Source organism: Lysobacter sp. M15 (assembly GCF_022662515.1).
Taxonomy (GTDB): Bacteria; Pseudomonadota; Gammaproteobacteria; order Xanthomonadales; family Xanthomonadaceae; genus JAKPBU01.
In genome coordinates this window covers 154,910-181,450 of record NZ_JAKPBV010000011.1, presented here as the reverse complement: position 1 = coordinate 181,450, position 26,541 = coordinate 154,910, and the positions used below count along the sequence as shown (strand labels likewise).

Genomic DNA, 26,541 nt, shown 5'->3' with positions numbered 1-26,541 from the left:
CCTACCAGATGCGCACTCGATTTGCAGGCGCGAGATAGAGCTTGTCGCCGGGCTTCACGTCGAACGCGACATACCACGCGTCCATATTGCGTACGACGCCATTGACGCGGAATTCCGCGGGGCTGTGGGGGTCGGCGGTGAGGTTGGCGCCCAGTTGCGCTTCGCGAATGTTCTCGCGATAGGTTTGGGCCCAGGAAAGGAAGAAACGCTGGAGCCCCGAAAAGCCGTCCATGACGGGCGGTTCGTTGTTCCGCAATGAAATCTGATAGGCCTCCAGCGCGACGCTGAGACCGCCGTTGTCGCCGATATTCTCGGCGAGGGTCAGCTTGCCGTTGAGGTGCGTGCCGGGCAGGGGTTCGAATTGCGAATACTGTGTCGCGAGGCTCGCGACCAACGTCTTGAAGTGGGCGACGTCTTCGGCTTTCCACCAGGTGCGCTGGATGCCGTTTTCATCCGACTTCGATCCTTGATCGTCGAACGCGTGCCCCATCTCATGGCCGATCACGCCGCCGATGCCGCCGTAGTTGACCGCGGGGTCGGCCTCGGCATCGAAGTAGGGGGGCTGTAGGATCGCTGCGGGAAACACGATTTCGTTGAAATACGCGTTGTAGTAGGCGTTCACGGTTTGCGGTGTCATGCCCCACTCGTCGCGGTCCGTCGGCTGGTCGAGGCGTGCGATGCGGCGGCGCCATTCCCACGCTCTCGCGCGCTTGCGGTTGCCGACGGGATCGCCGGAGCGAATATCCAGCGTCGAGTAGTCGCGCCACGTGTCCGGGTAGCCGATCTTGACGCGAAACGTATCGAGTTTTCGAAATGCCGCTTGCTTCGTTTCCTCGGACATCCACGTCACACGCGCGATCCGCGTGCGGTAGGCGGCACGCAAGTTCTCGACCAGCGATGCCACTTGCGCTTTTGCTTCCGGCTTGAAGTGCTTGCGCACATAGAACGCGCCGACGGCTTCGCCTAGCGCGGCATTCAACGCTACGGTCGCGCGTTTCCAGCGCTCACGCTTCTGCGGTTGTCCTGAGAGCGTCTTGCCGTTGAAGTCGAATGCAAGGTCGTCGAGGTTTCTCGGCAATACATCCGCCATGGCGTTGAGGTACTGGAACGCCATGTACGCGCGCCATGTCTTTACGGGTGTCGCGCGGAATAGTTTCGTAAGCTCACCGATGGCATCGAGTTCCTTCAGGACGAAGAAGTCCTGATGCGGGATCTCCGCCGCGGACAACGTCGCCAGCCACGGGAAATCCGGCGCGAACGCCACCAGCTCGGCCCGCGATTTGGGGTGATAGGTCAGATCGCGATCGGCGCGCTTCTCCGCGGACCAGTGCAGTGTCGCGATCTTCGTTTCGAGCGCGGCAACGGCGTTGGCGGAACGCGCCGCCTGTGGATAGCCGCCCATCGACAGCAGTGCCTCGATGTAGGCGTGATGCTTGCGGCGTATCGCGGCGAATTTTGCGTCGTCCTTCAGATAGTAGTCGCGGTTCGGAAGGCTCAGGCCGGACTGCACAATGTTCACCGCGTAGCGATTGGGGTTTTTTGCGTCAGGCCAGGGCGTGATCGAGACGGGGCCGCCCACGTCGATGTCGCGGCGTCCCATGAGGTGCGCGACATCCTCATGCGAGCGCGCTGCAACGATCGCGGCCAGGTCGTCGCGGATCGGTGCGAATCCCGCCTTCTCAATGGCTTCCGTGTCGAGGTACGAGTTGTAGTAATCGGCGACCTTCTGTTCGATCGATCCAGCCGGATTCGGCCGGCTTGCCACCGCTTCGACGATGGCTTTGACAGCCGTCTCGGCATTCGCGCGCAGAATTGAGAACGTACTCCATGACGCGCGATCCGGCGGGATGGGGGTATTGGTCATCCATGCCCCGCCGCTATAGCGGAAGAAATCGTCTCCCGGCTTGATCGTTCGATCCATGCCGGCCAGATCAAATCCCCACGGGCCACGGTGTGGCTTGCCCGCTTCGCCATGGGCGACGTTGAGCGATAGCAACAGCAGGGTCGCCGCGACTAGCGCGCGAACGCCGTTCGATGTCATGGCGAGTCCGTTCACGGCGCGAGGCGATCGAAGGTGGTCTGCATTGACATATTCCGTAGATACTTGCGGATTGAGATGGCTGTGAACGAGAAAGGGTTTAGAGGCGTTGCATTAGCCCCTTTCCCTGCGGGTGTCGGATATACGACCCGGTGCGGGGGCGGTCGCCGGGCCTGGCGGCCGTATGCGGACGCGCAGCGCGTTGGCCCTGGCAAGCCCAGCGGAGTCGACCGCCATGCACCGGGACAAGCGCGATTTTCCGACCCATCGCCAGGGCGGCGTGGATCCCCTCGAACCCGTCGAAGATATCGACCCGCAGCGTACCGGCGCCGTGCCGATGATCCTCGGGACGATCCGCTGGGAGGGCTGGATCGGCAGGCCCGAAGGCCCGTTGGATCAGGCGTTCGCGATCCAGGTCGAGCGCCTCGAGGTCACCCGGGCCGAAGACCCTTACCCTGCGCAACCGCAACCGTGCGATTGCGTGGTCCGGTTCCACGACGCTTCCGACGACACCGGACCCGCCGTCGCCTACGTGGTGCGAGGCTTGTCCCTGCTGGGCTTCGACGCCTATCCGCGCGACGGCCACGGCCACAACATGAATGGCGGATACATCCTGACCCCCGCTGTCAGGGCTGCGTGGGACGACGGCCCGCGTGGCCGCCCCTTCCTGGGGCCGCTGACATTCACTCCCGACAAGCAAGGCACGCCGCTCACCGAAGCCAATCCAATCGTACGGATCGACTTCACCCTGGCTCCCGGGTGATGGCGTACGACGGGGTCTGGGTGGGAAGGATCACGGGCAAATCGTGCACCCATGGACGGATACGAAAGTTCTTCCTTCGAGGAGGATTTATGAAGGGCTCGTTGCTGGCAATCGCTGCAGCACTCCTGAGTTTTGTGTTCAACGTGTCAGCCGCACCGCCACGCCCTGCACCCGTGATGATGGAGCGAATGACGACTGCTGAAATCCGCGACGCCATCAAAGGCGGCAAAACGACGGTGCTGATCTTCAATGCCAGCACTGAAGCGACCGGCCCGGCGATCGCGCTTGGAAAGCATATTGTTCGGGCGCAGTACCTCGGTGAGCACATCGCTCGAGAACTAGGCAATGCGCTCGTTTCGCCCGTCATGCCTTTTGCACCCACTTCTGACGAGAGCCGCTTCCCGGGGACGGTAAACCTGTCCGCGGAGACATTTTCGCGCGTCAACGAAGATGTCGCGGAAAGCATGGTGAAAGCCGGATTCAAGTACATCTTCTTGATGGGCGATCACGACGGCAACCAGCCCCCGCTTCGTGCGCTTGCCGCCAAGCTGGACGAGAAGCATCGCGCCCATGGCGTGCGCGTGTTTTTTTCCAGCGACGCTTACGCGAAAGCGAACAAAGAGATTGACGATTACCTCAAGTCAAATGGCTACCCCCAGAGCCGGCACGGCGGCGTTTCCGACACGTCGCTCACTTGGGCTGTCGATCCCGATTATGTTCGCCCAGGCCAGATCGTCGTAGGCGCTCCGGTGCCGCCAACGGGCAGCCCTTTGTCATTGGGAACGGTCGGTGTTGAAGGTGACCCTCGTCGATCGTCTCCCGACCTGGGCAAGATGTTCCTGGAGTGGAAGATAAGAGACGGAGCAGCTGAGATCCGCAAGCTGGTCGGCGACTCGAAGAAGTAGCTCCACCTCAACCGCGAGGGAATCGCTCGCTTACAAGGAATAGAACTATGGAAGGCGGGCTTGAGCCCGCCCTACGGTTCTGTGGATTAGCCCCTGGCACTTTGGTCGGATGCCCCGCGTCATTTGACCCGCGGTGCCGAATCCGTCACGTCGCCTTCGACGAAATCCAGGCGCACGACCTTGCCGCCTTCCTTGACGAACCGCAGGTCCCACGGCCGGATGCGGATGAAGAACTCCGTCGGCGACATGGCGTACATCTCGGTGTGGCCACCATCGGCCGGGACGTTGATGAAGAGGCGGCCGCCTTCGTTGGTGACATGGATGTCGCGGTGGGGGAGGCGGTACGTGCCGGCATATTCGGCGGCGAGGGCCGCGTCGTAGGGGATTGGCTTGCGCTTCGCGGCTTCCTCGCGACGCAGGTCCCGCCAGTTGGCATAGGCGATGCGGGACGTCAGTTCGCACCCGGGGTCTTCCGCCGACTTGGCGAAGGCGTTGCGCGCCTGCTTGTCCGCGAGCAGCGCCTCGAGGTTGGCCGGTGGCGCCGCGCCGCGGGCGGCATTCGAGATGCCCCGTACGAAGCTCGCCAGGAAGCTGCACGCGAACAGACTGTTGGTGACGTCGCCGTCGCCGAGCTTGTACGGGTGGTCGGCGAGGTGCTCGCTGTTGGCCAGCGCGACGAGGGTGAGGCGGCGCGCGGGGACCTTGAGATAAAGCGACGAGAAGCCCGTGCCCCAGTGGCCGTAGTGCCAGACCAGCCGCTCACTGCGGTAGTCCGTGACGAACCAGCCCAGCCCGAACGGCAACGGCTTGCCCGCGTTGGACAGGACCGGCGTCCATGCGTGCGCCAGCGTCTCGGCCTTCAGCAGCGTGTGGTCGTCTATCGCCTTGTCGTACCGGGCCATGTCCAGCACCGTCGACAGCAGGCCGGCGGACACCCAGAGCTCGCGTGGCGGATAGCCCGCGTACTCGGACGTGCCGTTGCCTTCGGCCCAGTACGTGTACGGCTTGGCGAAGTGCGCGAGGTTGCGGCGATAACGCGCGAGGTTGTCCAGGCCCAGCGCGGCGTGGGTGGTGTCATCGTCGGCGACGTCATGGCTGGGCACGCTGTCGCGCATCGCCAGCGGCTCGAGGAACGCCTCGACGTAGATCTGCCGCAGCGGCTTGCCGTATTTCTTCTCGAGGATGTCCTTCAGACCCTCGAAGCGGTCGGGGCTGTAGTTGAAGGCGTCGCCCGGCGTGTTCTCGGACGTGTGGCTGAGCACGTGCCGCACCTGCGCCCCGTTGTCCTTGAACTCAGGCGAATAACGCGCCACCGGTTCGTCGAGACCGAGCTTGCCCTGCTCGACGAGCCGGTGCACCAGCACCGCGGTGAAGGTCTTGGTCACCGACGCGAGGTGGTAGAGCGTGTCGGCGGTGGCAGGGACGCGGCGCTCCAGGTCGGCGTAACCGAACCCGCGCGCGGACAGCACCTCGCCGTCCCGGACCACCACGGTCGACATGCCGGGAATGCCGAGCGCCCGGCGGTGCGCCTCGACCTGCTGCTCGAAGCCTTCGATTAGGTGCAGGTCGCGCCCGTCGTCCGCGGGTTGGGCGCGCCCTTCGGTCGCGCCCAGCGCCAACAGGAGAGCCGCAATGGTGACGCGCGATGCGTGGCTCATGATGGCTATCTCCGCTCGATCCCCCCGATGGGGTGCGTTTCTGGGCCCAGATGGTTTAGACGAAGCCGGACGCAGTGCAATTCCGGTCCCCTTTGCCGCTCCGTGGACTTCGAGTTCGCGGTCGGCGGTCGCATAGCTGATGAAGATCGGGGGGCTGTCCCCGGTCTTCATTGCCGATTGCAGACCCTGGTTCGTTCAATGCGCTTCCACCACTGGTAACGGCGAAGTCCATGGTGCCTGGGGGCAAGGGACCCGAACGGGCGACGGCCCGTGCAAACCGATCCCATCGGCTACGGCGATGGTATAGACCTGTGGAGCGACGTTGGCAATGATCCGCGTCGCCATCGCGCTGTCGCCGAGACGTCACAGGATGCCGAAAAAGGTGCCAAGGACAGGTTCTGACAACAACTGTTGCTGGCGCCTGCGAAAAAGGACATAGCTCGCGCTGAACAATTCATTGGAGATGAGACGACGCGCCTGCCTATGCTTCCCCTCGAAGTTGATCCAAGGCAGTTCGTGACACAACGGTAGCAGCCGGCAACCAGACCGCGGAGGGCGGACCGCGCGTAGCGGTTCCGACTGCGTGAACTGGTCAGCCTGAAAGGTGAAGCGTCATGCGGCATCGACCGAAATCGCCCGCAGTTGTCATATCCGGGCTGCTGTTATGCGCGGCCTTGACGCTGATTGCATGCGCGTCGCCGGCATCTGCGATGAACCGGGAGGGTCCGGTGGCGAGCGCGCCCAAGGGCATGTCGACCGCGACCTGGACGCCCGACAACGGCAACGGCACCTTCACCAATCCTCTCTTTTATGACGAATTCTCGGATCCGGACCTGATCCGCGTCGGCGACTGGTTCTACCTGACCGGCACCACCATGCACGCCATGCCGGGCGTGCCGATCCTGCGCTCGAAGGATCTGGTCAACTGGGAGTTCGTCGCCTATGCCATGGACAAGCTTGACCTTGGCCCGGCCTACCGGCTGGAGGGCGGCCGCAACATCTACGGCCAGGGTATCTGGGCGCCGTCCTTCCGCTATCACGAAGGCAAGTTCTACATCTTCTCGAACGTCAACGACCAGATGACCCAGATGTTCACGGCCACCGATCCGAAGGGGCCGTGGACGCGCACGCCGATGAAGCGCAGCCTCCACGACTTGTCCGTCCTGTTCGACGACGACGGCAAGGCCTATGTCGTCTGGGGCCACAAGTCGATGCGCCTGGCCCAGCTGACGGACGACCTGACCGACATCGTTCCGGGCACCGAGCGCGCCCTGTTCGCCGACGACGCCGGGATGGGCGAGGGCGCGCATTTCTACAAGATCGACGGCAAGTACTACATCATCAGCGCCAATTGGCAAGGCGGCTTTCGCATGCCGGCGGCGCGGGCGGATCATGTGCTGGGGCCCTACGAGGTCCATCAATCGATCAGTTCGCATGAGGACTTCGGCATGGCGTCGAGCAGGCGCCTGGGTACGCCCAAGCCGCCGTTCGAGTTCTGGGGGCCTGACCCCGCCGCCAAACATAGCCTGGCGATGCACCAGGGAGGCATCATCCAGACGCCCGGGGGCGAGTGGTGGGGCTTTTCAATGATGGATTTCAATTCCGTCGGTCGCCTGCTCAGCCTGTCTCCGATCACCTGGAAGGATGGCTGGCCCTATTTCGGACTGCCGGGCAATCTGACGCGCACGCCGCGGACCTGGGTGAAGCCCAAAATCGCCACACCGCAGCCGGTGCGTGTGCCCTATCAGCGCAGCGATGATTTTTCGGCGCCGCGGCTGCAGCCGATATGGCAGTGGAACCATGTCCCGGTCGACGACAAGTGGTCGTTGTCGGAACGCCCGGGCTTCCTGCGGCTTCACGCCCTGCCGGCGACTTCGTTCTACGACGCGCGCAATACGCTGACGCAGCGGGCGATCGGCCCGATGTCGACGCCGAGCGTCCTGCTCGATGCGTCGCACCTGAAGCCGGGCGACACGGCGGGTCTGGGCCTGCTCAATCTGCCTTATGCGACTTTGGGCGTCGAAAAACTCACCGACGAACTCAATGTCGTCTTCTACGACCAGCGCCTGGACCAGCGGGTGCGGGTGAAGATGACCGGGACGCGCGTCTGGCTTCGCGCGGACTGCGACTTCCTCACCGAACGGGCGCGCTTCAGCTATTCGTTGGACGGCATCATCTTTACCCCTATCGGCAACGAGGTCGAGCTGTTCTACCAGACCTTCACTTTCCAGGGCGTCCGCTACGGATTGTTCAACTACAACGCGAGCGGCGCCGAGGGCGGTTTTGCCGACTTCGACAGCATCGATGTCCATCAGCTGCATACCCATGGCCTGATGCGGCCCATTCCCTATGGTCGATCGATCCGGCTGACGTCGTTTCGCGCGACCACCGGACTAGCCGCAAGCGAAGGGCGCCTGGCGTCGGATGCTCCGACGCGGTTCGAGATCGTCGACCGCGAACTGGGCCGCGTCGCGCTGCGATCGGGCACACGCTATGTCACGGTCGATAAGGACGGAGCGGTGACGCTTGCCGCCGGCCAGCCCGGCACGGCGCAAATCTTTCAATGGATCGAAACACCGACGGGCGAGTTGGTGCTGATGTCATTGGCCACCAACCGCTTCCTGCGCATCGATCCGCGGACCCGGGATATCCGGGCCGACAGTCCCGGCCCCATGCCGGACGACAGCGACGGCGCGCGCTTTATCTGGTCGCAGTGAAGGGCGGCACCGGCGAAGCGCGGGCACGCCCTCACCCCGGCCAGCCAAGCGCAGCGCGCCTGGCGTTCGTTCGTATGTCCCGCGGAGCAAGAGACGGTGTCAGAGACAGTTTCTCCAGACCCGCTCCAAGGGCCGCCAGCCCGAGCCCGGAAGCGCCTGCTGCTCGCCATGGACCTGCGGCGTGGTGCCACCCGGGCCAATCCTTCGGTGTCAGGGACAATTTCCGGAGCCCGCGTCGGGCCGGCCGGCCGCCGGTCAGGACCAGTTGCCCTGACATACTTCCCCTTTGCCGTCGTCCTCTTTGCCGTCCCTGCTCAGAATGAGTTATGGCGCGACGGCTGTGGCGTCGTACACGACCACGCGTTCCCACAGGTGCTCGCAGTCGGCGACGAACTGCTTGTGGATGGGATGCACCTGATAGGCGTTCTGCCCGGCCACATCGTCGAAGAACAGGAGTTCCGAGGCGCTGTAGCTTCCGTCGACGACGCCACGCTGCTCGGTATCGGCCGGCACGCCGATGTGGATGCCGCGCACGGCGTCGATGCCCGCCAAGGTTCGCAGTCCGGCGAGCAGTCTGGCGAGGTCCTCCTTGGAATCCGGATTCTTCAGCCAGAAGAACACGTGATGCACGACCGGCGGGAACGATGCCTTGCTGGCGGGGGCGGAAGCGGCCGCGCGGGGAGCGGTGGCGGCCACGCCGGCAGCCAGGGCGGTGGCGGCGACGAGGACATCGCGGCGCGAGCGATCGGTCATGATCCGGGTCCTTCAGTGCATAGCCTGCGGGCCTGCGAGTATAGGGCGGCACTGTCGGACGATAGGGGACGGGGAATTGATTTGCCCCAGGTCGGCGCTGAGACGGAAGGGCCGCAAGGCGTGATGCCGTCTCGTAGCGCGGCGGTCCGGCGATCCGCGAAAGGCGCGGACCTTTGGGCCCCAGGGGTCGCCCGGCGCCATCGCCGCCGGTTCGCGGTATCTTTCCGGGCGTTCGCAAACAGGGACAGGGAAATGAAGGCCACCGTCGCCAATCTCGTGACGCCACATCTGCTCAGCGTCGTCGATCTCGCCAAGCAGGCCGAGATCGGCGGCAACATCGAGTGGCACCTGCGGGAAACCGTGTCAAGGACGATCGAGGCGCTCGGTCACCAGTACAACGCCCGCGACCTGCTCACCACATATATCGAGGGGCTGGAAGCCGCCGCCCGCGCGAAGGGACGGATCTACAGCGCCTATGCCCGCGCGTTGCAGGCAGCCGCGGCCCAGGCCGCGCAACATCTCGAGAAGGTCTAGCGCCGAAGGGCGCGAAAGCGGGCCCGAAAGCGGGTCAGGTTCACCGATCGGTAGACCGGGTCCTGGGCGGCCGGAGGCGGGCCCGGTGCCGGCAAAGCCCCGTGTCCTGGCTTTCAGCCAGGAAAGGGGCAATCAGTGGGGACGAAGATGGTGCCAAGGACACTCTCCCAAGCGACAACGCCCGCCTTCCGGAGGCGCGACGATGCCTGAGGCTCGCCATGCCAACAACTCGCGCACCGTCGCGGATTACGAGCGCACGGTGCGCGACTACGTGGAGACCGTGGACGGAAGGGCGTCGGCCAGCGAAGAGGCGCTGCGCCGGCTGGCGGCGGCGGTGAAGCAGGGCGCGCGCGTGCTCGAAATCGGCTCCGGCCCGGGCTGGGACGCCGATCGCCTGGAAGCGCTGGGCGTGGAGGTTTACCGCACCGATGCGGCCTCCGCGTTCTGCGAGTTCCAGGCCGAACGCGGCAAGCACTGCGATCGGCTCGACCTGCTGTCGGACCCCATCGACGGGCGCTACGGCGGCGTCATGATGCTGTGCGTGCTGCAGCACTTCGAGCGCACCCAGCTCGACGGCGCGCTGACCAAGCTGGCCAGGGCGCTGGAAGCGGGCGGGCTGATGCTCCTGATGTATCCCGAAGGCGAGGCCGACCAGTGGGAGCACGGCACCGCGGGCGATTACCGCGTGGTGCGATGGCTGCCCGCTGCGTTCGATGCGCGTCTCGCGCAGGCGGGGTTGGCCGGCATATGGGAGACCACCATGCAGGGCCGCGGCGGCGCGTGGCGCACCCTGCTGGCGCGGAAGGAAAGCTGACGCGCGGCCTGTGGCGCACCCGCCGGAGTGCGGGGAACGAACGCCTCAATTCCAGCCGGGATGCTTTGCCGCCTGTGCGATCCACGCGCGGATTTCGGGCGCGCGCGCTTCGTCCAGGGTGCGGATCTTCACGTACCGCGAGCCTTCGCCCTGGGGCGGCGGCGGGTCGAACTTCGCGCCGGCGAAGAACACCAGGTTCACCGACACGTCGTACGCCACCATCTCGATGATCCAGCCGTGCTTCGGCAAGCCGTAATACGCCTTCTTCCATTTCACGGCGTACTGCAGGCCCGGGATGGTCTTGCGGATCAGTCCGTCCAGGTCGGCGACGATGGGCTGCAGGTCCGGCATCACGTGCGTCAGCCAGTCCGCGACCTCGGCGTGGCTGCCCGATGGCTCGGGCGGCTTTCGGTTGGATGCGCCTGCGGTTGGCTTGGGCATGGGCGTGCTCCTGGTCCGATTGCGAAGGGCGAGGATAAAACCAAATCCAGCGTAGCCCGGTAAGCGCAGCGCGCCCGGGACGCATTGCGTGGAGACCCGGGCGCGGTGGCCGCTGGCCGCCTGAGCGCGCGTTCCCCTGGCTGGGCCATTCCGAGCCCACCATCCAATGGAGACCACGCCATGTCCATGCGCAATCGATTGGCCGCCGCGCTGTTGCTGTGCGGGTTCGTGACCGCCACCGGCGCCGCGATGGCGGCGGATCCGCCCCCCGCCGGCGACTGCTTCGTGGCGGCCTTCAAGGCCAACGATGCCGACGCCGTGGCGGCCTGTTATGCGGAAGACGCGATCATCTGGTTCCCGGGCGGGCCGATGGCGCAGGGCCGGACCGCGATCCGCGACGGGTTCGCGCACCATTTCGGGGAGTTCGAGATCAAAGACGCCAGCCTGACCCAGATGGGCGAGGCGGCCTCGGCCGATACCCGCACCACGTGGGGCACTTACACGATCACCAGCGCGCACAAGACGACGCAGAAGGAATCGGTCGAGCACGGCCGCTATGTGGACGTGCAAAAGCTGATCGACGGCAAGTGGCTGTACATAGTGGATCATCCGTCCAACGATCCGGCCCCAGCCGTGGAGTCGGCAAAGCCGTAAGGCGGAAAGCCGCACAGCGGGAGCTGCCGTGAAGTAAATCTGGATCCGCGACCAGGCCAGGTATCCGGTACACACGCCCAGCGCAGCGCTGGGCGTATCGCCCAGCAGCTGCTGCGCCTGGCGCGGTCGGCGTTCCGGTCGGCGTGCGCTCGACAATGCCTGTCTCCTGCGGCGGATCGAGCAGATGCGCGGTTGCTTGGCCAACGCGATCGCACGTTGACGGTGGTGTCTGCGCAGTGGTACACGGCGCGTCATGGAAATTTCCGCCGTTAGTGCGCATGCCCTTCGCGACGAGAAGCGACCGTTTCCGATGGCGTCGCTTGTCTGGTTTGTGGTGGGTGCGGTGGTCCTGCGGATGCTTGCGATCCCTGCGTGGATGTTCTTTCCGGAACGTGGCGTCTTCGCGCACTCGGCGCGTGTGGTCATTCCGCTGTTGGTCGTGATCGGACTGATCGCCCTCAATCGAACGTTTCTGATGCGCGATGGGTTCCCGCGCGACACGCTGGGGTTGGGCCTCCGCCGAATCGGTTGGTTCTTCGCTGGCGCCATGCTGATCGTGCCCGTGATTCTCGCGATGGCCGGAGCGCTCTGGCTGTTGGTGCCGTTCCATTGGGAGCGCGGCGCGATGGCGTGGTCGCAGCTCGGTTGGAAAACCGCGGAGTACTTCGCCGGCAATTTCGGCGAGGAGCTGGCGTTTCGAGGTTACATGCTGGTCGTGCTCACGCGTTACCTCGGGCTCACGCGGGCACTGTTGATCGGCGCGGTGTTATTTGGCCTGTTTCATCTTCCCGGCCTGACTGGCATGCAGGCGGTCAAGATGGTCTGCACCACGGGCGCGATGTCTTTTGCTTTTGCCTATGGCTATGTACTCAGCGGCTCGTTGTGGACAGCAGTGGGACTGCACGTATTTGGAAATGTGCTTCTGCACGAAGTGCTCGGGATGAGCGGCAAATCCGGGATTGCCACCATGGTGTTCCACGAACCGTGGCCCAGTGCGTACGATCCCGCGTTTCTGGTCTGGCTTGGCGTCAGCATTCCCGTGGCGGTGACCGGTGCACTGCTTGTCAAACGCTTCGGAATGACGATTCTGGGCAACGCAAACGGGGGCAATTGAAACCCGCAGAAGGCGGGCCAGGGCCCGCCCTACGGGCTACGCCACTCGCGCCGACCCGCAGCGGAAGGCGCTCGGCACCGACCGGTTCGGGGGCATGGGTCGGACTCAGGAAAGAATGGGGGGCAGGTTCATTTGCTCATGCCGCAAGCGGGTGAATGAACCTGAACCCTTTGATTGGCAATCTCCAGAAATCGAAACAAGAACGGTGTCAGAGAGGTCTGAGACCGGTTGCCGGCATCGTTGAAACCATGGCCCGGGAATAGCGGATAGCAAGACAAAGCTGAAGACGTGGCCCGCACTCATGTCTACGCCAAAGGTCCTTTGCTACCGTGGGCCGATCTGGGGATGGTCATGGACAAAATGCGCCAGGTCTTCAAGGTCAGCGTCCAGGGTATCGAACTGGGCATGTTTGTAAGCCGCCTGGATCGCCCCTGGCTGGAGACCTCATTTCCGTTGGAAGGCTTCGAGATCAAGACAGAGGAAGAGCTGCAGAAACTGCAGCGCATCTGCAGTCACGTCTATGTCGACATCGCGTCGGGGCGCTCGCCCGATCCGCGCTTCGTCGAGCTCGAGGAGACCGCGCTGGTCGAGGGTGCGCGCGGCCATGACGAGCTCGCCGAGCTGCGCAAGACCGACTGGAGCATCCAGAACGATTTCAACAGTGAGCTGGTGCACGCCGATGCGGCCCATGACACGCTGGAGCGTGGCATCGAGGAGGTCATGCAGGACCTGAAGGGCGGCCGTGAACTGGACCTGCAGAAACTGCACGACGGCGTCGAGGCCATGATCGGTTCGATCACGCGCAACCCGTCGGCGTTCGTCTGGCTCAAGGAGATCAAGCGCAAGGACAACTACACGTACCAGCATGCGCTGGGTTGTTCGATCTGGGCGGCCACCTTTGGCCGGCACCTTGGCCTGGAAATCGAGGAGCTGCGCGAACTGGCGCTCGGCGGACTGCTGTTCGACGTCGGCAAGACCCGCTTGCCAGCCGAAATTCTGGCCAAGAAAGCATCGCTCGATGCGCGCGAAACCCGGCAGATGCGGGGCCACGTCGAACAAAGCCTGGAGATCCTCGAGAACACACCCGGGGTGTCGCGCAAGATCATCGATATGGTGGCCACGCACCACGAGCGCTATAACGGTACCGGCTATCCGCGCGGCCTCAGCGGCAGCGACATCCCCATCGAAGGGCGGATCCTCGGCCTGATCGACAGCTACGATGCACTGACCAACAACCGTCTCTACGCCGATGCCCTGTCGCCGCACCAGGCGGTCACCGAGTTGTACAAATGCCGGGGCACGCTGTTCCAGTCCGAGCTGGTCGAGCAATTCATTCTGACCTGCGGTATCTACCCGACCGGGTCGCTGGTCGAGCTTTCCAATGGCCAGGTCGGGGTCGTCACCGCCGTGCACAGCCTGAAGCGGCTGCGGCCCAGCGTCATGTTGCTGCTGGATGAAGACAAGCTGCCGTTGCCGCAGTTCCGTACCATTGATCTTGGCGAGATGAAGGAGGACGCTCATGGGCGTCCGCTCAGCATCAAGTGTGGGCTGCCGCTAGGCGCTTACGGCATCGATCCGGTCGAACTCTTCCTCGACTAGCACGATCATGAGCACACCCGAGGACGAGCTGACCGGTCTGCACAATCGCCGCAGCTTCTTGTCGCTGCTGCGTCGGCATATCGCTTATGCCAACGACCGGCAAAACAATCTTGCCCTGATCGTCGTCGACGTGGACGGCTTCGCGCGGATCAATGGTGCGCACGGCTATGGATTCGGCGACGCGCTGCTGCAGCACCTGGCGGAGCAACTTGGCGCCGCGGTCCGCAAGTACGACTACGCAGCCCGGATCGGCAGCGATCGTTTCGCCTTGATCCTGCCGCGGGTCATGAACGCGGGCCATGCCGAGCTGGCGGTGCAGAAGCTGTACCGACTGCTCGACGTTCCGTTCCGTTCCGGCGAGCACCAGCTCAGGATTCCCGTCACGGTCGGCGTGGCGCTATGCCCCGCGCATGCCACCCATCCCGAGTACCTGTTGCGCCTGGCCGAGAAAGCGGTGGACACGGCGCGCGTCACCGGGCAGCGCTGCGCGTTTGCGCCGGATGGGCCGCAAGTCGAAGGCCTGTCCGAGTTCTGGGATATCGAGATCGAGCTGGACGGCGCGCTCGAACGCGGCGAGATCGTCATGCATTACCAGCCCCAGGTGCGCATGTCCGACATGCGACCGGTCGGCGCCGAGGCCCTGATGCGCTGGAACAGTCGCTCGCGCGGTCCGGTGTCGCCCGATGTGTTCATCCCGATCGCCGAACGCACCGGCCAGATCAAGCAGCTGACGGTGTGGGCATTGAATACCGTGTTGCGCCAGTCCAGCAACTGGAAGCACGACTGGGGCGAGCTTTCTGTCGCCGTCAACATTCCAGCCGGACTCGTCGCCCAGGACGACTTGCCGGACCTGGTCGAAAATGCGATGAAACTATGGGGCAGGAAGGATATCCGGCTGATGTTGGAGATCACCGAACGATCGCTGATGGACTCGAAGCACAGTTTCGAGATCCTCTCGCGCATCCGCGACCTCGGCGCCAAAGTGTCGATCGACGACTTCGGCACCGGATATTCGTGCCTGGCCTATTTCAAGAACACGCCGGCAGACGAACTCAAGGTGGATCGGTCCTTCGTCATCGGGCTGCTCACGGACCAGGCCAAAGGTCATATCTCCAACCTGATCATCGATCTGGCCCATCGTTTCGGAATGTCGGTGGTAGCCGAGGGTGTCGAGGACGAGGCGACGTTCCAAGCCCTGCGCGCCAGCGGTTGCGATATCGCGCAAGGCTACCTGTTTGGTAAAGCGCTCCCCTCCGATGCGATGGAGCGCTGGTTGAACGAAGGCGCTCGTCGCATAGCGATCCCCCGCTAGGCTCCTACGCTCGTTGCCTAGGAAATGTGTGGAAGCGGTGTCAGAGGCATTTCCTGCCGCACGAATGGCTCCGGGTCGTTCTGGATGATTTGTCGAAAGTGGCTCCTTGCCGCGCGACCGCCTGCCCTATCGTGTGGAAGTGGCACATCCCGCCCCGCGCCGCGGGTCGTCACCATCCCTGGATACGAGGTCGCATACCGATGTCGCTCAACCGTCTCTTCGGCGCATTCTTCACGGGTGCCGTGATCGCATTGGCGCTAGGCCTGTCCGCCGGCCGCGCGCACGCGCGTCCTCCCTACGAGAGCATCGAAATCGCGCCCGGGCTCTACAGTTTCGGCGCCGGGATGGCGTTCAACGCGTTCATGATCACCGACGATGGCGTGATCGTAATGGACAGTTTCGACGAGGACTTCGCCAAGGCATCGCTCGCGGCGATCCGCAAGCTGACCGACAAGCCGATCCGATATCTCGTCTATTCGCACAACCACTACGACCACATCAGCGGCGGCGCCGTGTTCAAGGCCGAAGGCGCGAAGATTCTGAGTCACGAAACGGCCGCCGCCTGGTTGAGGGCGCATCCGAGCCCGGACGTGGTCATGCCCGACGAGACGTGGTCCGGGCCCAGGTCCGTACTGAAGCTTGGGCACAGCCAGATCGATCTCCTCTACTTTGGCGCGAGCCACGGCGAAGGCATGACCGTGTTTTTGTTTCCGCGCGAGAAGACGATCTACACCGTCGACCTCGTCGTGCCGAAGCGCGTGGGCTTCACCTACATGCCCGATTTCTCGCCGAAGGAGTGGGAACGCACGCTCGCCGAGATTGGCGCACTCGATTTCGACCGCGTGATGTACGCGCACAACGCGGCCGTGGGGCCGCGGTCGAGCGTCGCGGATCAACTCAGGTATCTGCAGGATCTGCGGGTCGCAGTGCTCGCTGAACTCAAGCAAGGCACGCCGTTCATGCAGGTGCCCACGACGGTGAAGCTGCCGCAGTACGAAACATGGGACGGATACGACGAATGGTTGCCGATGAATGCCTGGCGCATCCTTCTTGAAATCGCGATGGGCGTGTAACGACGGTTCGAAGGCGAACCCCCGTAAGGTCAAAAGGTGTCAGGGCCATTTTCCGACCCGCAGCACAGGCGCTCGGCACCGATCGGTTCAGGGCATGGGTCGAAACCAGAACGGGGCGCTTCGCGGGCGTGCGCCGCGTGGGGCAGCCGGCGTCGGGCGGGAGTTGTCCCTGACACACTTTAGATACGTAAGGCGGAGCCCGAGTTATTGGCTCCGCCCTACGGCTCACTGCCCCTTAGGCGTGGGGGAAAGTCACAGGCCCGCGCAGGACCATGTGTTGTTCGATAGGCATCGGCAAAGCGTCCTTTCTCCCGGAACCGGCTGCGTCCACCAGCAATAGGCTTTCGCACCCGGTGTTGAGCAGTACTGTCCGTGCATGGTCGAGCAGTCTGGCAAGGTTTGCGCGAACTGCTTTCCTTGCTGCCAAAGCGGTGAAAAGTGCGTGCGTTTGGTTAGATCGATGGCGCTCGCTGCCTTGGTTTCGGCTTCAGGTGTATGCATCGATGCTGCATTCACACCAAATCCATTCATCGCAATTCCTACCACAAGAGTCGCAAGTAACAGCTTCATGAATCCCTCCAATTGACTGTATGAAGCAACGGCCGAAACAGGCCGTGCACGGGTCTACTGCGTATTACCGTTGAGCGATCACGATCTGTGTGTCACTCGCGAGCGAGTATGCGCTGGGCTCCTTTGCGGTCTGTGCCTTAGATCACAGAAGGCAGTCGCAGTTGCTTCAGCCTACCCACGGCCCGAAGATCGGCCGAGGCGGGAATTGTCCCTGAGACACTTTTAGTCGAGCGGCGCGACTCGGTGCAGGCTAATGGGGTCATGCTCATTTTCTCGGGGCAACCCGAGCAGGTCACAGCGGCGATATACTGCCCGGGAGTCAAGGGGGGCAGGGACTTGAATGATCATGGTGATGCGCTGGTCAGCGTTGTCTATTGTCTTGTCGTGCACAGCAGGATGCGCGATCCAGTCGGACCCAGGGTTGATGGACCTTGACGAGTCTTCGCGATCAAGTCGATCCCGCGGTTCCATCGGTTTCTCAAGCGACAAGGAATCACTCGAGATCGAGCAGTACCGTGAATTGCGACCTCAGGCGTCGCCAACTTCGCAGCTGGCGGTGGCCGAAGGGTTTCGGTTCGAGCGCGTCATCATCGATCCTGTGGAGAGTGATTGGGCACCCGAGGAAGTGGTTGTCGGCGACGTGACGGGAGATCGGCGCCCCGATGTGGTCATGACCATGAGCTATTACGGGTCCTGGCCCGAGCCAGACGTCTACTCGCGGCTTCGGATCTATGCGCAGGAGCCCGATGGATCATTGGCGACCCCGATAGAAATCAAACGCAGCTGGATCGGCGGCCTGGAGCTGGTGGATCTGGATCAGCGGGGCGTGCCCGAAATCGTATTCGGTGAGCAGGCGGGACTGACCGTCGTCGCCAAATACGGGACAAGCTTCGTCCCTACCTGGTATGCGGGGCTTGAACGCGTCGGCGCCAACAATGGAAGCGTTGCAGCGATAGATGCGAATGGCGACGGACATGCGGATCTGTTCGTGCAAAGCACTGAATATGGAGCAGAGTTCTTCCTTGGTGACGGGTTTGGTGGGATCAGCGGCGTGAAGCGCCTGGAAACCTCATATATGTTGTTTCCCCATGCGGTCGAAGCCAGCGATTTTACCGCGGATGGTTTGCCGGATATCGTCGTGCAAACGGGCAACATCGTGCGCATCTATCCGTCCCGTTGGATGTCCTCAATGGGGCAGTTGGTGGAATTGGATTTGAGTGCCGTCCAGTCGGGGCAATTCTGGGGCATGACCGTGGCCGACATTGATAGAAACGGACGCCCGGACTTGGTCGTCTCGGACCAGGGGGATAACAGCATTTCCCTGCCGAAAGGCATCAGGGTCCTGTATCGCGGCGCGGGGAACACCTTCAGCCGCTCCGTATTCCTGGAAACCCCGGGGTACTACAACTACCCGGGTACCGTCAGGGTTGCTGACATCGATGGCAATGGGTATCCGGACATCGTGGTGATGTTCGATAGCTACGACATGATGGGCTACTTCCTGCAGGGGCCATCGGGCTTTGCGCCGGTGGTGTACCAGAATACAGACGACAATCTCTGGACGAACAACTTCTATCGCGACGGATCATATGCTGTTGCGGATGTAAACTCGGATGGATGCCTGGACATCGTGTTGGCAGAACTCAGCTCTTCGCTCAGGATCTTTTATGGGCGGAACTGCCAGAAAAAGCCGGCCCCGGGGATTGCAAGGCCATTGCCGCCTGTCCGTCGTGCGGGGTAAAGCCGGCGTAAGTCCGTTAGTCGCATTTCGTCGCGCTGACCTATGGTTACAGCATCGGCATCGCAGAGAGCTGGCGCACCCACCAGTTCAACTTTCCCATGAAAGAGCAGGGGAAGGATGCCGGCTCAGACTGAGCACCGGGCGATCTGCGGAAGGCTGCCTTGAGCCCGCCCTACGGAGGGAAAAGGGGTCAGAGTGGGGTTGTCCGAGTTTTTCGGACACCACGAAGCGGGGACAATCCTCGCACGGAGGTCGTGGACGCCGACCTTCGATCAAAGGTCCTCACGCGGTCAAGCCACAGCAATGACTTCGATCTCAACCAGCCAATCGGTCATCAGGGTTTGTGCAACGATCGCCGTCGTCGGAATGCGGCGATCGCCTAGCGCACGCGCGCGTGCGACACCGTTAGCCTCGGCATATGACGGGTCACGTAGATAGCTGGTCAACCGCACGATATTCTCGATGGTCATGTCAGCGCTGGCGAGAATCGTCCTGATATTCGACCAGATCAATTCGAGTTGCTCGTCGAGCGTCGTGCCAGCGACGCCATGTTCGTCCAGGCCCATTGTGCCGGCGACAAATAGGATCCGCTTGGGCTCCTGAACCTCGAGGGCATGCACGTAGTCTGGTGTGGCCGGATAAATCCCAGCGGTTGGGTTATGCGAGACAAGCTTCATGCGGATTTTCCTTTCTTTCAGTAAAGATTCCCGGAGCGCACCAAGATGTCCAGCCGCGAAGCGGCTTCGGCTTGAACGGATTGTTAGGCCTCGCCGGAAGCCAGGCCTGCGAGGCCTGAGCCACTGGTCCTGAAGATCAGGAGTTCATCCATTGGGCGAGCGCCAACATGTTCGAAGAACTTGATGGCGCTGGTGTTCGTCTTGAGCGCCCACCACTCAAATCTGACGCAGCCCTTCTCTTGTGCGATTCGAGCGAGGTGGCGCAGCAGCAAGCGACCGTAGCCAAGGCCTTGGAACTCTGGCCGAACAAACAAATCATCCAAATGAAGGCCGCGTCTACCAGTGGTTGTTGCGAAGGTCTGGTAAAAAACTGCAAATCCGGCCAATCTTTTCCCGGCGAAAGCAAGGACAGCCTCGGCGACAGGCTCTTGGCCAAATAGGCTCTCGGCAAGGTCATCTGCCGTGACCGTTACTGGAAATGGGAATTCCTCTGCAACGGCCAGTTCATTGATTAGATCAAGCAGATCTTGCAGGTCGGCCGGCGTAGCGGGGCGAATACCAAAATCTGTCATAAGCACTCCACGAACCTGGTTGTGGGACTGCCTGAATTAAGACGACCCGGCGAGGCGGACTCCATTGGAATGAATTGTCAGCCGTCAATCGTCAATTGACGCAGCATGATCACCATGCTCATTTCACGAAGATCGGTTCTAAACGGTATCTCGCCCTGTTTCACGAACCCCTTGCCCGCGTAAAAGCGCTGTGCGCCTAGGTTCGACTTGAGCACGTCGAGCCATATCAGATCCTGGCCACGCTCTGTTGCTGCGTGCGCAATGAAGTCAACAAGCTGCTCGCCATATCCCTTGCCGGTCGCAGAGGCGAGGAAGTAGATCTTCTGAAGCTCTGCGCCTATGGCGCCTGAGATCGGCGCCGGCCTATTCCAGTTAATCTTGGCGTAGCCAACGACGGCGTCCCTGGCGTCTTGGGCGAGCAGCCACATATGATCAGGCGACGAAAGGGAGCGCTGCAGTGCAGGCTCAGAAAAGTCCTGCTGTAAGAATTCCTGCAAGCCCCTCTCGGACCAGATGGACGGAAAATGATCGAGATATGTTTCTCTTCCGATGATTTGAATAGCGACTAGATCGCTGACCGATGCCGTACGAATCTTGAGCAGTTCGCTTCTTGTCATGATGGTTGCCGCATGTAATCCGAGCTCTGCGATCGGCTTCGGCTTGAATGGGCTATTAGGCATCGTTTTTGGCGTACTGGTCAACGCCCACAAGATGGAGTGGCCCATACGGATCCTGACAAATAACTCACTATCGTGTGATGTCCAGTGTTTGACAGAAAAAGACCGCTGCAGTTCGGCCGGAATGCTGTCATGTTCATCTGTTTGGGACTCGAACTTGCCGTCATCTGTTTTGGGGCGCGCCCCCTGAACTACGGAACCAGAAGCAGTAGCTGCGCAAAACAATACAGCGATGACGAATCTCTTGGTCAAAAAAGCCCCCGGCCAGACGAGGTAATAGCCGGGGGTTCGGCAATACTCGGTCACACGTGCTTTCGCATGCGGGAAGTGAGGGGAGAAGGGGAGACCGCATGCTCCGAGTAGTTTGCTTAAGGGCGGAGATCCTTCGAATCCCCAGTTGATGGCTCGATACCGGGTTGTCGCAGGTGCAGACACACTGAAAAGCTCCGTACGCTTTGCCCCGGCCCCGAGGCTTCTTGGGGCGCGGAAAGGAGGCGCAGGCGCTAACCTGTGCGTCCCATGTTCCAAGTCAGTACGTTGTCGTGACCGACGGCGCACACTCCGTGGTATCGGTGTTGCACACCGTGTACGACGCCTGCCCGCCAGCTGTGGCCCGGAACGAGTCGGTTGCGGTGCCGTCGTTCCTGACGGTGCGTACATAGGCGCCATTGCGATAGACATCGACCTGCTTCTTGCCGGAGTCCCAGCTCAGGGTCACGCGGACACCTTGCTTGCCACGGAGACTCTTGGCCTGCAGATTCCGTGGCCAGAGGTTGTCGACGAACGAGACGTACAGCGAAACTCCGGTGAATCCATTGGCCGTGCCCGAGTGGAGTGGAACGAGCCGCACGAAATAAGGCCCCGGGGTCGGCGCGACGACCGCGCAGAATGTCGTGGTTGCTCCGTCGCCCGATTCGCAGTCGTTGTCGCCCAGTGTGGGCAGCTTGCCCCGCCGCACGAACATGCCAACCCTGCCCGCGCCACCCCAGGTCTTGACCTGCAAATGTTTGGCGCCTGGCGGTATGTCGATGGCGTACCAAAGACTGTCGTCGGGATTGAAGGTCGCTTCGGTAGGTGGCACGGTGTTGCTTGAGCTAAGTCCCGTCAACTCCAAGCCGCTGCGAAGCACGTCGATGGATCTGGTCGGCCCGGGATAGGCCGGCGGTGCCGGTGGGAGGGGCGTGTGCCCGGCGGCAACGGAGACCGCGCGGGTCGCGTTCACCACGCCTGTCCCGCACTGGAAATCAAACGAGCAACCCTTGGGAAATCCAAGGCCCGTGTCGTAAGCCGTATAGGCGAGGATCTTTCGGATCTCGGCAGGGGTTTTGGGTGTGGCCGCTGCCGACTGCATGAGGGCGGCGACCCCGGCAACGTGGGGCGTCGCCATCGACGTGCCGGCGTACCAGGCGTAGATCGGGTTTCCGACTCCGGTCACGCCATCATTCAGTGTCGACAGGATGTTGGACTCCATGGGCCAGAGGCCCGAGCCACCAGGAGCAGCCACCGTGACGCGCTCACCGAAATTCGAGTAGAAGGCCCGCTCGGTCTCTGGACCGGTAGCGGCCACTGCAATCGCGCCATCACAACTCGCAGGCGTCGCGTAACGAACGCCCGTGTTGTTGTTGCCGGCGGCCGCCACCACGATCGCGCCATTGGAGATGGCTCTCGTCACCGCCGCCTGAGCCGCCGGATCGCAAGGCTGCGATGCACCCAGGCTCAGATTGATGACATCCGCAGGTGTGGTGTTATCAGGCACGCCAGGCACCGTGCCGCCCGAAGCCCAGACGATCGCGTCGAGAACGTCGGATTGGTGTCCACCTTGCTTGCCCAGCGCCCGAACCGGCTGAATCTTGGCGTGGTGCGCGATGCCGGCCATGCCGATACCATTGTTGGTAACGGCAGCGATCGTGCCGGCGACATGGGTGCCGTGCCAGCTTGACGGGCGACCCTGAAACGAGTCGCCAACGTCATGCGCATCGGGATCTCGACCGTCGCCATCGCCCGCCACGATCGGGTCCGAAATCATGTCATAGCCGGCGATGACATTGGCATTGAGGTCAGGGTGGTCAGTGATGCCGGTATCAATCACCGCCACGATCGTTCCCAGGCCGGTGGCGATATCCCAGGCGCCCTCGACGGCGATGCCGCCTCCGCTGCTGTGGTAATCCCATTGCTGCGAATAGAGCGGATCGTTCGGAGTACCCAAAGGAGTCCAGATCGCATCGACGGATACGTGCTTGACGTTCGGATCTCGCGCCAGTTCCTTCTTCAGGCGTTTGATGTCCGCGCTATTGAGTTCACGTTCGACCTCGATTACATCAGCGCCGATGGCAAGCCGCCGCAAGCGACCAATGCGCAGCCCCAGCGCTTTTCCCGCGCCTCCGATCAATCTCTGGACCCTGGCGGCGTTGTAGTTCTTTTCCGTTCCGGGCCGGTACATCACGATGAAACGTTTGGCCGATTGATCGGACCCCTTGACCGTTGCTGTGCCTTTGGCTGCCGTCGGGCCGAAGGTGACGCGCTTTGCGCCGGATCGAGAGGTCTTCGATGCCGGCTGGTCGGGTGGACCACCCGCAAGAGCCTGCTGGGTGAAGACGAGCATTACGCCAAGCGCCAAGGCAGATGCGCGAGGCCACTTAAGGGAATGATTCATGGACAACCTCATTGAATGAAGGTGGTTTGCGGCTCAGCGGCGTCAGTACTTGGCGGTCACCGTCGGTGCGCACTCGGTGGTGTCGCTGTTGCAAACCGTGTAGATCGATCGGCCGCTACCGGAAGGTCGGAACGAGTCGGTAGCTGAGCCCGTGTTGTTCAGGGTGCGCAGCAAGGCGCCGTTGCGGTACAGGTCGACGCGCCGCTTACCCGCTTTCCACGTGAGCGTGACGCGTACACCCTCTTTGCCGTATTGCCCGGCGCTGGCTTGCAGGTTTCTCGGCCAGTTGCCGTCCTCGAATGCCGCGTAGAGGGATGCCCCGGAAAACGATGCATTGGTGCCAAAAGGCATCAGCCTGATGTAATAGGTGCCGGGAATCGGCGCGGTAAAGCCGCATGCATGCTCTGAAACATTTCCTGAGTTGCAGTCGGATTCGCCCAAATGCGGCAGCTTGCCTTGCCGGACCAACATCCGAAGATCCCCACTGGCACCCCAGCTCTGGATCAGCAGATGCTTGGCACCGGGTGGCACCTCAACGGTGTACCAGAGGCTGTCGTTCGGCTTGGGAACGTACTGCGCATCGTCCGGATCGTTGGTGGAGTCGCTCGCAGCCAAGCCGCTCAATTCGGATCCATTGGCCATGGGGACCATTGGCCTGGTCGGTCCCGGGTAGGCGGGCGGCGCGGGCGGGAGCGGTAGACGCCCCGCGGCGACGGCGACCGCGCGACTCGCGTTCAATACGCCCGAGCCACACTGGAAGTCCAAGGAGCAACCCGTGGGGAAGCCGAGGCTGCCGTCGTAGGCTGTGTTGATCAGGATCTTTTCGACTTCAGCCGGGGTCTTGCGCGTCGCCGAGGCCGCCTGGATCAGGGCCGCCACGCCCGCGACGTGCGGTGCCGCCATCGAGGTGCCGGCATACCACCGGTAGGTGGGGTTTCCAGGAGCGATCATGCCATCGTTCAGCGTGGACAGGATGTTGGCTTCGGCTGGCGCATAGCCGAGCCCTCCCGGCGCCGAGATGGCCAATTTCTCACCCAGGTTGCTGAAGAACGAACGCGCGCGATTCGGATCGGTTGCCCCGACGGTGATCGTGCCGATGCAGTTCGCGGGGGAGAAGTAGCGTGCCGGCGCCCCATTGTTTCCGGCGGCTGCGACCACCGTCGCTCCGTTGCCGACGGCAAGCGTGATCGCCGCCTGCGTCGCGGGATCGCACGTGAAGTTGGGCCCGCCACCAAAGCCGCCCAGGCTGACATTGATCACGTCGGCGGGGGTTGGGTTGTCCGGTGCGCCCACGACGGCGCCGCCAGATGCCCACACAATGCCGTCGATGATGTCGGACATGAAGCCGCCATACGCACCCAACACCCGCACGGGTTGGACCTTGGCCTGATGCGCGATGCCGGCGACGCCGAGGCCATTGTTGGTGACCGCAGCGATAGTTCCAGCGACATGGGTACCGTGCCAGCTCGAGGAACGGAATGGTGAGCCGTCTCCCGGATCGTGCGCATCCGGGTCGCGACCATCGCCGTCAGCTGCGTTAAAGACATCGGAGACGAAATCGTAGCCGGGGATCACGTTGCCATTCAGATCGGGATGGTCGGTGATGCCGGTGTCGACCACCGCGACCACGGCGCCGGCACCGGCGGTGACATCCCACGCGCCTTCCACGTCGATGCCGCCCAAGCCGTTGCGGTAGTGCCACTGCTGCGGATACATCGGGTCATTCGGAACCGCCATCGGCTTCCATAGCGCATCGACCGATACGTAGGCGACGTTCGGGTCTTTCGCCAGTTCCTTCCTGAGGCGCCCGATGCCGGCACTGTCGAGGGCACGGTCGGCCACGATCACGTCGGAACCCACGGCCAGGCGGCGCAACCGGTGGATGCGGACGCCGAGCGCCCTCCCGGCCACGCCGACCAGGTTCTGCACCTTGGCGTCGTTGTATTGTCGTGAAGCTCCCTTTCGATACGTCACGATGAAACGTTTGGCCGATTGCGGCGCCTTCGGCGATGCGATCGGCTGCTTTGCGTTCGCGCGGGTCTTGACCTTGCCCGGTGGCGCACCCGCCACGGCAGCACCTACGAAGGCGAGCACCACCCCCAGCGACAACGTGCGAATGATTCGAGTACTGAACAAGCCAGTCATCTGGATGACCTCGTGTGGACAGTTGATTGACGTGGGGCGGCCGGCCTCAAGGCGCTGGCTTGGGACGGGCCCCCGTGCATGCAGTCACGTGCGCACGCCATGAAGGAAGAGAACCAAGAGCGGAAACAAGCGGGCGCGCCGTCGGCAGCGCAAGCGCAAGAGTGAGTAAGGTGTCGCGACCTCCGTTAGTACGAAGGTCCCGATGCTAGGTAGCCATGGCGCCTTTGAAATGAAGAACCGATTAAGTCCTTTGGCGTGAGCTTGGGCTCGCTCGGAGCGCAAGTCAGGCGTCTTAAGGCGCTCTTAATGTCCTGTGCCACGAATCGGCTCTAAATGACGAAACGCGTGAGCCGGGTGGCGTTCCCGCCAGGCGAAAACCTCGCCGAAGATCGGCTGCGTGCAGCGAAGTTGGAGCGGCCGGAGACCCGCAGTACGATCACGGAGAGGAGAGGACTGGACATGTCCCGTGTACTGCTAGTCGAAGACGATCTGCAACTGGGCGATGCCTTGCGGCAGGCGCTGAGCCATGCTGGATTCGATGCGGTATGGGTCAGGTTGGCTGCGCAAGCCAGGGAAGCCCTTGAGCGCGGCGGTTTCGCCGCGATGATCCTGGACATCCAGCTGCCGGACGGCAACGGATTCGATGTTCTTGGAGATGCCCGCCGCCGGGGAGACACCACGCCGGCGCTGTTCCTGACGGTGCGCTATGACATTGCCGACCGTGTCCGTGGTCTGGATGCGGGCGCCGACGATTATCTGATCAAGCCCTTTGCGGTGGTCGAACTGCTGGCACGCATTCGTGCGCTGATCAGACGGGGCGCCGGGCAAGCCAGTTCGGAATGGCAGGTCGGGAATTTGCGCATCGCGCCAGACCGGCGCGAAGTGTGGGTCGGCGATCATCTTCTGCCGCTTTCTCCGAAGGAGTTCACCCTGCTTCTCGAGCTGGCCCGCCAGGCTGGAAAGGTCGTTACGAGAGCGCAGCTGGAAACCGTGATGCTCCCCGCGGCCGATGTCGCCGGGAGCAACCTGCTCGATGTTCACGTTCATAACCTGAGGCGAAAGCTGGGCGAACTCTCGGGTGCCATTCGCACCGTCCCCGGCGTTGGCTACATGCTGAACATATGAAGTTTC

22 protein-coding genes are annotated in these 26,541 nt (G+C 62.7%); 12 read left to right on the top strand and 10 right to left on the bottom strand.

Annotation, left to right across the window (positions count from 1 at the left end; translation table 11 throughout):
* Position 1: 1 nt before the first annotated feature.
* Positions 2 to 2,056 carry a M13 family metallopeptidase gene (locus tag MC380_RS09405; protein ID WP_242164385.1) on the bottom strand — a complete coding sequence of 685 codons (2,055 nt, stop codon included), beginning with the start codon at positions 2,054 to 2,056 and terminating at the stop codon, positions 2 to 4.
* 217 nt (positions 2,057 to 2,273) lie between these two features.
* On the opposite strand from MC380_RS09405, the gene MC380_RS09400 reads away from it, so the two are divergent.
* Positions 2,274 to 2,801 (top strand): hypothetical protein, encoded by a 528-nt coding sequence (locus MC380_RS09400; RefSeq protein WP_242164383.1) that lies wholly within the window; start codon positions 2,274 to 2,276, stop codon positions 2,799 to 2,801.
* A gap of 89 nt (positions 2,802 to 2,890) precedes the next feature.
* The gene (locus MC380_RS09395; protein WP_242164381.1) at positions 2,891 to 3,706 is read left to right on the top strand and encodes a creatininase family protein; all 816 of its coding nucleotides are present in this window, start codon (positions 2,891 to 2,893) and stop codon (positions 3,704 to 3,706) included.
* A gap of 119 nt (positions 3,707 to 3,825) precedes the next feature.
* Here the strand turns inward: MC380_RS09395 and MC380_RS09390 are convergent, their stop codons facing one another.
* Positions 3,826 to 5,535 carry a serine hydrolase gene (locus MC380_RS09390; protein ID WP_242164379.1) on the bottom strand — a complete coding sequence of 570 codons (1,710 nt, stop codon included), beginning with the start codon at positions 5,533 to 5,535 and terminating at the stop codon, positions 3,826 to 3,828.
* 539 nt (positions 5,536 to 6,074) lie between these two features.
* On the opposite strand from MC380_RS09390, the gene MC380_RS09385 reads away from it, so the two are divergent.
* Positions 6,075 to 8,081 carry a glycoside hydrolase 43 family protein gene (locus MC380_RS09385; RefSeq protein ID WP_242164377.1) on the top strand — a complete coding sequence of 669 codons (2,007 nt, stop codon included), beginning with the start codon at positions 6,075 to 6,077 and terminating at the stop codon, positions 8,079 to 8,081.
* A gap of 324 nt (positions 8,082 to 8,405) precedes the next feature.
* On the opposite strand, the gene MC380_RS09380 is transcribed toward MC380_RS09385, so the two are convergent.
* Positions 8,406 to 8,834: a Dabb family protein gene (locus MC380_RS09380; RefSeq protein WP_242164375.1), complete on the bottom strand. Its 429-nt coding sequence runs from the start codon at positions 8,832 to 8,834 to the stop codon at positions 8,406 to 8,408.
* Positions 8,835 to 9,086: 252 nt separating this feature from the next.
* Between MC380_RS09380 and MC380_RS09375 the strand changes: the two genes are divergently transcribed.
* Positions 9,087 to 9,368, top strand: a complete 282-nt coding sequence (locus tag MC380_RS09375; protein ID WP_242103545.1) for a hypothetical protein — start codon at positions 9,087 to 9,089, stop codon at positions 9,366 to 9,368.
* A gap of 202 nt (positions 9,369 to 9,570) precedes the next feature.
* Positions 9,571 to 10,182 carry a methyltransferase domain-containing protein gene (locus MC380_RS09370; protein ID WP_242164373.1) on the top strand — a complete coding sequence of 204 codons (612 nt, stop codon included), beginning with the start codon at positions 9,571 to 9,573 and terminating at the stop codon, positions 10,180 to 10,182.
* Between the two features lie 45 nt (positions 10,183 to 10,227).
* Here MC380_RS09370 and MC380_RS09365 read toward each other — a convergent pair whose 3' ends face one another.
* Positions 10,228 to 10,623, bottom strand: coding sequence for a DUF1801 domain-containing protein (locus MC380_RS09365; protein WP_242164371.1), 396 nt, complete (start codon positions 10,621 to 10,623; stop codon positions 10,228 to 10,230).
* A gap of 180 nt (positions 10,624 to 10,803) precedes the next feature.
* Between MC380_RS09365 and MC380_RS09360 the strand changes: the two genes are divergently transcribed.
* The 5 genes from MC380_RS09360 (at position 10,804) to MC380_RS09340 (ending at position 16,375) form a co-directional block, all read left to right on the top strand.
* Positions 10,804 to 11,277, top strand: coding sequence for a nuclear transport factor 2 family protein (locus tag MC380_RS09360; RefSeq protein WP_242103548.1), 474 nt, complete (start codon positions 10,804 to 10,806; stop codon positions 11,275 to 11,277).
* A gap of 253 nt (positions 11,278 to 11,530) precedes the next feature.
* Positions 11,531 to 12,391: a type II CAAX endopeptidase family protein gene (locus MC380_RS09355; RefSeq protein WP_242164369.1), complete on the top strand. Its 861-nt coding sequence runs from the start codon at positions 11,531 to 11,533 to the stop codon at positions 12,389 to 12,391.
* A gap of 351 nt (positions 12,392 to 12,742) precedes the next feature.
* Complete coding sequence (locus MC380_RS09350; protein WP_242164367.1) at positions 12,743 to 13,990, top strand: HD-GYP domain-containing protein; 1,248 nt, start codon at positions 12,743 to 12,745, stop codon at positions 13,988 to 13,990.
* A 7-nt stretch (positions 13,991 to 13,997) separates the two neighbouring features.
* The gene (locus MC380_RS09345; protein WP_242164365.1) at positions 13,998 to 15,302 is read left to right on the top strand and encodes a bifunctional diguanylate cyclase/phosphodiesterase; all 1,305 of its coding nucleotides are present in this window, start codon (positions 13,998 to 14,000) and stop codon (positions 15,300 to 15,302) included.
* A gap of 131 nt (positions 15,303 to 15,433) precedes the next feature.
* Positions 15,434 to 16,375, top strand: a complete 942-nt coding sequence (locus tag MC380_RS09340; protein ID WP_242164364.1) for an MBL fold metallo-hydrolase — start codon at positions 15,434 to 15,436, stop codon at positions 16,373 to 16,375.
* Positions 16,376 to 16,627: 252 nt separating this feature from the next.
* On the opposite strand, the gene MC380_RS09335 is transcribed toward MC380_RS09340, so the two are convergent.
* Positions 16,628 to 16,945 (bottom strand): hypothetical protein, encoded by a 318-nt coding sequence (locus MC380_RS09335; protein WP_242164362.1) that lies wholly within the window; start codon positions 16,943 to 16,945, stop codon positions 16,628 to 16,630.
* A gap of 424 nt (positions 16,946 to 17,369) precedes the next feature.
* On the opposite strand from MC380_RS09335, the gene MC380_RS09330 reads away from it, so the two are divergent.
* Positions 17,370 to 18,686 (top strand): VCBS repeat-containing protein, encoded by a 1,317-nt coding sequence (locus tag MC380_RS09330; protein ID WP_242164360.1) that lies wholly within the window; start codon positions 17,370 to 17,372, stop codon positions 18,684 to 18,686.
* 290 nt (positions 18,687 to 18,976) lie between these two features.
* Here the strand turns inward: MC380_RS09330 and MC380_RS09325 are convergent, their stop codons facing one another.
* The 5 genes from MC380_RS09325 to MC380_RS09305 all read right to left on the bottom strand — a co-directional run bounded on the left by MC380_RS09325 (position 18,977) and on the right by MC380_RS09305 (position 25,410).
* Entirely contained in the window at positions 18,977 to 19,363 is a 387-nt protein-coding gene (locus tag MC380_RS09325; RefSeq protein ID WP_242164358.1) for a RidA family protein, read from the bottom strand.
* A gap of 83 nt (positions 19,364 to 19,446) precedes the next feature.
* Entirely contained in the window at positions 19,447 to 19,935 is a 489-nt protein-coding gene (locus MC380_RS09320; protein ID WP_242164356.1) for a GNAT family N-acetyltransferase, read from the bottom strand.
* Positions 19,936 to 20,012: 77 nt separating this feature from the next.
* On the bottom strand, positions 20,013 to 20,918 hold the full coding sequence (locus MC380_RS18020; protein ID WP_242164354.1) for a GNAT family N-acetyltransferase: 906 nt from the start codon (positions 20,916 to 20,918) through the stop codon (positions 20,013 to 20,015).
* Positions 20,919 to 21,141: 223 nt separating this feature from the next.
* A complete protein-coding gene (locus MC380_RS09310) occupies positions 21,142 to 23,214 on the bottom strand; it encodes a S8 family peptidase (RefSeq protein WP_242164352.1) in 2,073 nt (690 codons plus the stop codon).
* Between the two features lie 93 nt (positions 23,215 to 23,307).
* Entirely contained in the window at positions 23,308 to 25,410 is a 2,103-nt protein-coding gene (locus MC380_RS09305) for a S8 family peptidase (RefSeq protein ID WP_242164350.1), read from the bottom strand.
* Between the two features lie 333 nt (positions 25,411 to 25,743).
* Between MC380_RS09305 and MC380_RS09300 the strand changes: the two genes are divergently transcribed.
* A complete protein-coding gene (locus MC380_RS09300) occupies positions 25,744 to 26,535 on the top strand; it encodes a response regulator (RefSeq protein WP_242103558.1) in 792 nt (263 codons plus the stop codon).
* Positions 26,536 to 26,541 lie beyond the last annotated feature (6 nt).

Excerpts from the sequence above, each read along its gene's own strand:
- MC380_RS09400 (WP_242164383.1), top strand. The coding sequence starts at position 2,274 with ATGCACCGGGACAAGCGCGATTTTCCGACCCATCGCCAGGGCGGCGTG.
- MC380_RS09375 (WP_242103545.1), top strand. The coding sequence starts at position 9,087 with ATGAAGGCCACCGTCGCCAATCTCGTGACGCCACATCTGCTCAGCGTC.
- MC380_RS09320 (WP_242164356.1), bottom strand. The coding sequence starts at position 19,935 with ATGACAGATTTTGGTATTCGCCCCGCTACGCCGGCCGACCTGCAAGAT.
- MC380_RS09365 (WP_242164371.1), bottom strand. The coding sequence starts at position 10,623 with ATGCCCAAGCCAACCGCAGGCGCATCCAACCGAAAGCCGCCCGAGCCA.
- MC380_RS09385 (WP_242164377.1), top strand. The coding sequence starts at position 6,075 with ATGAACCGGGAGGGTCCGGTGGCGAGCGCGCCCAAGGGCATGTCGACC.
- MC380_RS09360 (WP_242103548.1), top strand. The coding sequence starts at position 10,804 with ATGTCCATGCGCAATCGATTGGCCGCCGCGCTGTTGCTGTGCGGGTTC.
- MC380_RS09325 (WP_242164358.1), bottom strand. The coding sequence starts at position 19,363 with ATGAAGCTTGTCTCGCATAACCCAACCGCTGGGATTTATCCGGCCACA.
- MC380_RS09335 (WP_242164362.1), bottom strand. The coding sequence starts at position 16,945 with ATGAAGCTGTTACTTGCGACTCTTGTGGTAGGAATTGCGATGAATGGA.
- MC380_RS09350 (WP_242164367.1), top strand. The coding sequence starts at position 12,743 with ATGGACAAAATGCGCCAGGTCTTCAAGGTCAGCGTCCAGGGTATCGAA.
- MC380_RS09330 (WP_242164360.1), top strand. The coding sequence starts at position 17,370 with ATGGACCTTGACGAGTCTTCGCGATCAAGTCGATCCCGCGGTTCCATC.
- MC380_RS09355 (WP_242164369.1), top strand. The coding sequence starts at position 11,531 with ATGGAAATTTCCGCCGTTAGTGCGCATGCCCTTCGCGACGAGAAGCGA.
- MC380_RS09380 (WP_242164375.1), bottom strand. The coding sequence starts at position 8,834 with ATGACCGATCGCTCGCGCCGCGATGTCCTCGTCGCCGCCACCGCCCTG.
- MC380_RS09370 (WP_242164373.1), top strand. The coding sequence starts at position 9,571 with ATGCCTGAGGCTCGCCATGCCAACAACTCGCGCACCGTCGCGGATTAC.
- MC380_RS09310 (WP_242164352.1), bottom strand. The coding sequence starts at position 23,214 with ATGCTCGTCTTCACCCAGCAGGCTCTTGCGGGTGGTCCACCCGACCAG.
- MC380_RS09300 (WP_242103558.1), top strand. The coding sequence starts at position 25,744 with ATGACGAAACGCGTGAGCCGGGTGGCGTTCCCGCCAGGCGAAAACCTC.
- MC380_RS09345 (WP_242164365.1), top strand. The coding sequence starts at position 13,998 with ATGAGCACACCCGAGGACGAGCTGACCGGTCTGCACAATCGCCGCAGC.
- MC380_RS09395 (WP_242164381.1), top strand. The coding sequence starts at position 2,891 with ATGAAGGGCTCGTTGCTGGCAATCGCTGCAGCACTCCTGAGTTTTGTG.
- MC380_RS09305 (WP_242164350.1), bottom strand. The coding sequence starts at position 25,410 with ATGACTGGCTTGTTCAGTACTCGAATCATTCGCACGTTGTCGCTGGGG.
- MC380_RS09390 (WP_242164379.1), bottom strand. The coding sequence starts at position 5,535 with ATGAAGACCGGGGACAGCCCCCCGATCTTCATCAGCTATGCGACCGCC.